Below are 6,575 nucleotides of genomic sequence, written 5' to 3'. Positions count from 1 at the left end.
CCCCGGGGGCGGCCGCCGGGGCCCCGCCCCCCCGGGGGGGGGGGGGGGGGGGGGGGGGGGGGTTTGGGGGGGGGGGGGTTTCCCGGGGGGGGGGGGGGAGATCGGCCTGAACGGCCTCGTCCTCAAACGCCGGACGGGCTGAAAGGCAGGGGCGCAGCCCCGCTTTTCAGGGGCGCGGGGAACTGCGCGACCAGCCCCCACTCACCCGCACCGCCTACTTCTCGCCCGACTCCACGCGCTTCTTCAAGCCGGCCAGCGCGCGGTCGATGATGACCTTTTCCGCCTTGCGCTTGATCATGCCGAGCATGGGGATCTTGACGTCGACGGTGAGCTGGTAGGTGACCTGGGTGGCGCCGGTGCCCGCGGGCTTGAGAATGTACGAGCCGTCGAGGGAGCGGAGCATCTGGGACTTGACGAGGGTCCAGGAGACCTCGTGGTCGCCGGTCCAGGTGTAGCCGAGGGTCTGGTCGTCCTTGATCGCGCCGGCGTCCATGACGAGGCGTACCTGCTCCGCGCGGCCCTTGTCGTCCGTGGCGAGCACCTCCGCCTCCTTCACCTCGCCGGTCCAGTCCGGATAGCGGGCGAAGTCGGCGATCACCGCCATGACATCGGCCGGTGCCGCCTCGATCGTGATGCTCGAGCTGGTGTGTTCCGCCATCGCCGTGGCTCCTCCAGATGCGGTCCGGACATAAGGGTGTTCTTCGGGGTACGAACGCTTCCTGCCTGTGTATGCAGCGTGAAGGCTACCGCGCGGCGGACCACCGGCCGCCCCCGGCCCTGGGACCGCCGGCGGCCCTCACCACTCCAGCACCCACGGCTTCCCCGTTCCGGCGAAGTGGCCCACGTTGACGCACTCCGTGGCGCCGACGCGCATCCGCCGGGCGAGCGGTTGGTGGACGTGGCCGAAGAGCGAGTAACGCGGCCTGGTGCGCCGGATCGCGTCGAGCAGTGCCCGGCTCCCCCGCTCGAAGCGCCGCGCCACGGTGTCGTAGACGAGCTCGGGCACCTCCGGCGGGATGTGCGTGCACAGCACGTCGACCTCGCCGACGGCCTCGATCTTCGCCGCGTACTCCTCGTCGCTGATCTCGTACGGCGTCCGCATGGGCGTACGCAGGCCTCCGCCGACGAAGCCGAAGACGCGGCCGCCGATCTCGACCCGCTCGCCGTCGAGCACGGTGGTGCCGGGCCCGGCGTACTCCGACCACAGGGGCGGCACGTCGACGTTGCCGTAGGTGGCGTACGTCGGAGTGGGGAACGCCGCGAACAGTTCGGCGTACTGCTTCCGTACGGCCTTCTCGATGGCGGGTCCGCGGTCGACGCCCGCCCACAGCCGCGCGCCGAAGGCCCGGGCCTCCTCGTAGTGGCGGGCGGTGCGCAGCTCGACAATGCGGTCCGTGTTCTCCGTGCCGAAGAGGTCGGGGAAGATGCCGCGGGAGTGGTCGGCGTAGTCGATGAAGAGCACGAGGTCGCCGAGACAGATCAGGGCGTCCGCGCCGTCACCGGCCCTGACCAGGTCACGGACGTTGCCGTGTACGTCGCTCACGACGTGGACGCGTGTCTTTCGGGCCTCGCCGCCCGGGCCGCCGGTGTCGTCGGCGTCGCCGCCTTGTGTGCCTGCCATGGCGATCAAGGGTAAGCCTGTGGAGCAAACGTGTGTAGACGCGGGCGGACCTGCGGTTACCTCCCAGTCAGTAACGTGGTGGACTACTCTGCGCGGAGAAACACTCAAGAGGAACACCAACGCGTGTGACGCGGGGAACATCTCACCCGACCCCCCTGTCGTAGAGGCAGTACCGGCGGGTAACGTCCGGGCAGTCCAGTCGTGCTCAGGGTTTCAACCACCTTGGGTCCCAGAGCACACGCCCGAGCCTTGGACCGCTCCGTCGCATCACACGAAGTCGTGGCGTCGGCGCCCTATGAGGAGCAGCAGTCTTGCGCGAGTTCAGCCTTCCGGCTTTGTACGAGGTCCCCGCGGACGGCAATCTGACCGACATCGTCCGCAGAAACGCCGCGCAGCATCCGGACGTGGCGGTCATTGCCCGTAAGGTCGGCGGCACTTGGACGGATGTCTCGGCCACGACCTTCCTCGCCGAGGTACAGGCCGCCGCCAAGGGCCTGATCGCCTCGGGCGTGGCACCCGGCGACCGGGTCGGCCTCATGTCGCGTACGCGCTACGAGTGGACGCTCCTCGACTTCGCGATCTGGAGCGCGGGCGCGGTCACCGTGCCGGTGTACGAGACCAGTTCGGCGGAGCAGGTGCAGTGGATCCTCGGCGACTCGGGCGCGACCGCCGTCGTCGTGGAACTGGACGCCCACGCGGCTGCCGTGGAGTCGGTGCGTGACGGGCTGCCCCACCTCAAGCACGTCTGGCAGATCGAGGGCGGCGGGGTCGAGGAGCTGGGCCGGGCCGGCAAGGACGTCACGGACGCCGCCGTGGAGGAGCGCAGCTCGCTCGCCAAGGCCGACGACCCGGCGACCATCGTCTACACGAGCGGTACCACCGGGCGCCCCAAGGGCTGCGTGCTGACCCACCGCAGCTTCTTCGCCGAGTGCGGCAACATCGTGGAGCGGCTGCGCCCCCTGTTCCGTACGGGTGAGTGTTCGGTGCTGCTCTTCCTGCCGCTCGCGCACGTCTTCGGGCGACTCGTGCAGGTCGCGCCGATGATGGCGCCGATCAAGCTGGGCATGGTCCCGGACATCAAGAACCTCACCGACGAACTGGCCTCGTTCCGGCCGACGTTGATCCTCGGTGTGCCGCGCGTCTTCGAGAAGGTCTACAACTCGGCGCGGGCCAAGGCGCAGGCGGACGGCAAGGGCAAGATCTTCGACAAGGCGGCGGACACGGCGATCGCGTACAGCCGCGCGCTGGACACCCCGTCGGGCCCGTCGATCGGCCTGCGCATCAAACACAGGACGTTCGACGCGCTCGTCTACAGCAAGCTGCGCGCGGTGCTCGGCGGCAAGGGCGAGTACGCGATCTCGGGCGGCGCCCCGCTGGGCGAGCGCCTGGGCCACTTCTTCCGCGGTATCGGCTTCACGGTCCTGGAGGGCTACGGCCTCACCGAGTCCTGTGCGGCCACCGCCTTCAACCCGTGGGACCGGCAGAAGATCGGCACGGTCGGCCAGCCGCTGCCGGGTTCCGTGATCCGCATCGCGGACGACGGCGAGGTGCTGCTGCACGGCGAGCACCTGTTCAAGGGGTACTGGAACAACGAGGCCGCGACCGCCGAGGCGCTCGCCGACGGCTGGTTCCACACCGGTGACATCGGCACGCTCGATGAGGACGGCTATCTGCGGATCACCGGCCGCAAGAAGGAGATCATCGTCACCGCGGGCGGCAAGAACGTCGCCCCGGCCGTGATCGAGGACCGCATCCGCGCGCACGCGCTGGTCGCGGAGTGCATGGTCGTCGGCGACGGGCGTCCGTTCGTGGGCGCGCTGGTCACCATCGACGACGAGTTCCTTGGCCGCTGGGCCGAGGAGCACGGCAAGCCGGCGGGTTCCACCGCGGCGTCGCTCGGACAGGATCCGGATCTGCTCGCGGCGATCCAGAGCGCCGTCGACGACGGCAACGCCGCGGTGTCGAAGGCGGAGTCGGTACGGAAGTTCCGCATCCTCGCCTCCCAGTTCACCGAGGACTCCGGCCACCTCACGCCGTCCCTGAAGCTCAAGCGCAATGTGGTGGCGAAGGACTACGCGGACGAGATCGAGGCCATCTATCGAGGCTGAGCCTCACTGGATCCTTCTTGTGGCGCGGGCCCGGTGATCGTGATGGCCGCGGCCCGGTGGGGGCTTGTCGCGCAGTTCCCCGCGCCCCTGAAAAGACGGTGGGTGCAGCCCCAGCCCCTTTAGGGGCGCGGGGAACTGCGCGATCAGCCACAGCTCACCCGCAGTCACCCGACAACCTGCTCGGCCGAGCTCCAAGAAGCAGCAGGGCGCAGCCCTACAGCAACTCCTTCAGCCTCTCCGCCAGCAGGTCCCAGCGCCACTTCTCCTCGACCCACTCCCGGCCCCGCTCCCCCATCCGGCACCGCAGCTCCGGATCGCCGAGCAGGGCGGTGATGCGGTCGGCCGCGTCCTCGGGGGAGCCGCCCCGGACGACCCAGCCGGTCTCGCCGTCGAGGACGGCATCGGGCGCACCACCGGAGTCGCCGGCGACCACGGGAAGCCCGGTCGCGGAGGCTTCCAGGTAGACGATGCCGAGACCCTCGACGTCGAGACCGCCGCGGCGGGTGCGGCACGGCATGGCGAAGACGTCACCGGCGCCGTAGTGGGCGGGCAGCTCGGACCAGGGAACGGCCCCGGTGAAGCGGACGGAGTCGACGACCCCGGTCTCGTGCGCGAGCCTGCGCAGATCCTTCTCGTACGGTCCGCCGCCCACGATCAGCAGCACCGCCTCGGGCTCGCTCGCCAGGATCCGCGGCATCGCGAGGATGAGCGTGTCCTGGCCCTTGCGCGGCACCAGCCGGGAGACGCAGACGACGACCGGGCGGTCGGTCAGGCCGAGGCGGGCTCGGACGACGTCGCCGCCCGAGCCGGGGTGGAAGGTCTTCTCGTCGACGCCCGGCGGCAGTTGGGCCATCCGCGCGGCGGCCTCGGGCGTGAGCGTGGCGGCGATCCGCGAGCGCGTGTACTCGCCGAGATACGTGATCGTGTCCGTCGACTCTCCGATCCTGCGCAGCAGTTCGCGCGAGCCGGGCAGTTGCGCCCACCCCGCCTCGTGCCCGTGCGTGGTGGCCACGAGGCGCTCGGCGCCGGCATTCCTCAACGCGGGCGCCAACAGCCCGAGCGGCGCCGCCGCGCCGAACCACACCGACGTACAACCGTGCTCCCTGAGCAGCCCCACGGCCCGCTGGGAGACCCTCGGAGTGGGCAGCAGCATGGTTGTTCGGTCGCGTACGATGGCGAAGGGCTGTTCGGCGTCGAAGGCGGCCGTCGCCTCGGCTCCCTCCCGGCCCCGCTTCCAGGTGGAGGCGTAGACGACGAGCCGCTCGGGGTCCAGGCGCAACGCCATGTTGTGCAGGAATGCCTGGATGCCGCCCGGCCTCGGCGGGAAGTCGTTGGTCACGATCAGGGTCTTGTGCATCGCCGTCGACAGTACCGAAAGCACGGAAGTACCGAACCCGCACCCAGCAGCTCCGCACGGCCGCGCTTCATGGCTCTCGCACAGCCGCGCGGGGAATCATGGCCGCACACAGGATCCGTACGGAAGAGGACAGGTGGGCATGACGGGAGCGAGGGGGGCGAGGTTCCCGTATCCGCTGGTGGGGGCCTGGGGCCTGACCAGGCTGATGCTGCTGCTCTTCGTCTTCAAGGTGTGGATCTTCCCCGGCCCCGATGTCACCAGCGACGTCTCGGTGATCTACCAGGGGTGGTACGAGGTCCTGCGCACCGGCACCTTCCCGCTGGACGACGTGACCTGGCAGTACCCGCCGGCCGCCGCGCTCGCGATCCTCTCCCCCGGGCTGCTGCCCTTCCTCGAGTACACCTCGGCGTTCTTCGTCATGGCCTTCCTCGCCGATCTGGTCGCCTTCGGTCTGCTCCTGTACGCGGGCCGGCGCCCGGGCAAGTCGCTGCGCGGCGCCTGGGTGTGGGTGGTGGGTGTCCCGCTGCTCGGGCCGACGGTGTACTCGCGGTACGACGTGATGGTGACGGCCGTCGTCGTGGCCGCGATCCTCGTGGGCGCCCGGCATCCGCGTGTGATGGGTGTGCTCGCCGCGTTCGGCGCGATGCTGAAGGTGTGGCCGGCGCTGCTGCTTGTGGGCTCGGCGAAGCGGAGGGCGTGGGGCGCGGCGGCGGCGACGGCCGCGGGGCTGGCACTGTTGTTCGCCGTGTCGATGCCCGGCGCGTTCGCGTTCATGACCTTCCAGCGCGACCGGGGTACCGAGGTCGAGTCCCTCGGCTCCCTGGTCTTCCACATCGCCCGGCACCACGGGTGGGAGGGCCAGGTCCTGCTGAACTACGGCTCGGTGGAGTTCCTCGGCCCGTATGTCGACCTGGTGAGCACGGCGGCCCTGCTGCTGACGGCGCTCGCATTCGGCTGGCTGCTGATGTGGCGGCTGCTGGCGACGCGCTTCCTGGCGCACACGGTCGCGGACGCCGCGTTCGTGGCGGTGCTCCTGTTCACGACGACCAGCAGGGTGATCAGCCCGCAGTACATGGTGTGGCTGGTCGGTCTGGCCGCCGTGTGCATGGTCTTCCGCGGCAGCCGGATGGGGCTGCCGGCCGGGATGGTCCTGACGGCGAGCTTCTTCACCGTCCTGGAGTTCCCCATCTATTTCGCGAACGTCGTCGGCAGCGACGGCCTCGGCATCACGCTCCTGGTGATCCGCAACGGCCTGCTGGTCGCCGCGTCCGTCACGGCCGCCGCCCTCCTGTGGCGCGACACGGTGTCGTACGCGACACCGACCGAGCTGCCCAGCGAGACTCCCCGCGCCCAGAAGACGCTGAGCTCCTGAGCGGCTCCGCTGGCGTCCGGTGCTTCCTGTGCGGGTCCGTCGTGGCTGGGTGCGCAGTTCCCCGCGCCCCTGAAAGACAAAAACGCGCGTGCACCCGTGCTTTTCAGGGGCGCGGGG

Annotated in this window: 5 protein-coding genes; 2 read left to right on the top strand and 3 right to left on the bottom strand. The window is 70.2% G+C overall.

Features of this window, described 5'->3' with window-relative positions; genetic code table 11:
- Positions 1 to 214: 214 nt before the first annotated feature.
- Together ACIBEI_RS29215 and ACIBEI_RS29210 are read right to left on the bottom strand one after the other, a co-directional pair.
- Positions 215 to 658, bottom strand: coding sequence for an SRPBCC family protein (locus tag ACIBEI_RS29215; protein WP_398893219.1), 444 nt, complete (start codon positions 656 to 658; stop codon positions 215 to 217).
- Between the two features lie 138 nt (positions 659 to 796).
- Positions 797 to 1,621 (bottom strand): metallophosphoesterase, encoded by an 825-nt coding sequence (locus ACIBEI_RS29210; RefSeq protein ID WP_398893218.1) that lies wholly within the window; start codon positions 1,619 to 1,621, stop codon positions 797 to 799.
- 311 nt (positions 1,622 to 1,932) lie between these two features.
- On the opposite strand from ACIBEI_RS29210, the gene ACIBEI_RS29205 reads away from it, so the two are divergent.
- Positions 1,933 to 3,729, top strand: a complete 1,797-nt coding sequence (locus ACIBEI_RS29205; protein ID WP_398893217.1) for an AMP-dependent synthetase/ligase — start codon at positions 1,933 to 1,935, stop codon at positions 3,727 to 3,729.
- A gap of 214 nt (positions 3,730 to 3,943) precedes the next feature.
- On the opposite strand, the gene ACIBEI_RS29200 is transcribed toward ACIBEI_RS29205, so the two are convergent.
- Entirely contained in the window at positions 3,944 to 5,086 is a 1,143-nt protein-coding gene (locus ACIBEI_RS29200) for a glycosyltransferase family 4 protein (RefSeq protein ID WP_398893216.1), read from the bottom strand.
- A gap of 139 nt (positions 5,087 to 5,225) precedes the next feature.
- Between ACIBEI_RS29200 and ACIBEI_RS29195 the strand changes: the two genes are divergently transcribed.
- On the top strand, positions 5,226 to 6,458 hold the full coding sequence (locus ACIBEI_RS29195; protein ID WP_398893215.1) for a glycosyltransferase 87 family protein: 1,233 nt from the start codon (positions 5,226 to 5,228) through the stop codon (positions 6,456 to 6,458).
- The last annotated feature ends 117 nt before the right edge of the window (positions 6,459 to 6,575 follow it).

It is taken from the genome of Streptomyces sp. NPDC050988 (genome assembly GCF_044456225.1).
Classification (GTDB): domain Bacteria; phylum Actinomycetota; class Actinomycetes; order Streptomycetales; family Streptomycetaceae; genus Streptomyces.
Note: the sequence above shows the minus strand (reverse complement) of the source record. Positions and strands in the feature narration are given on the sequence as shown.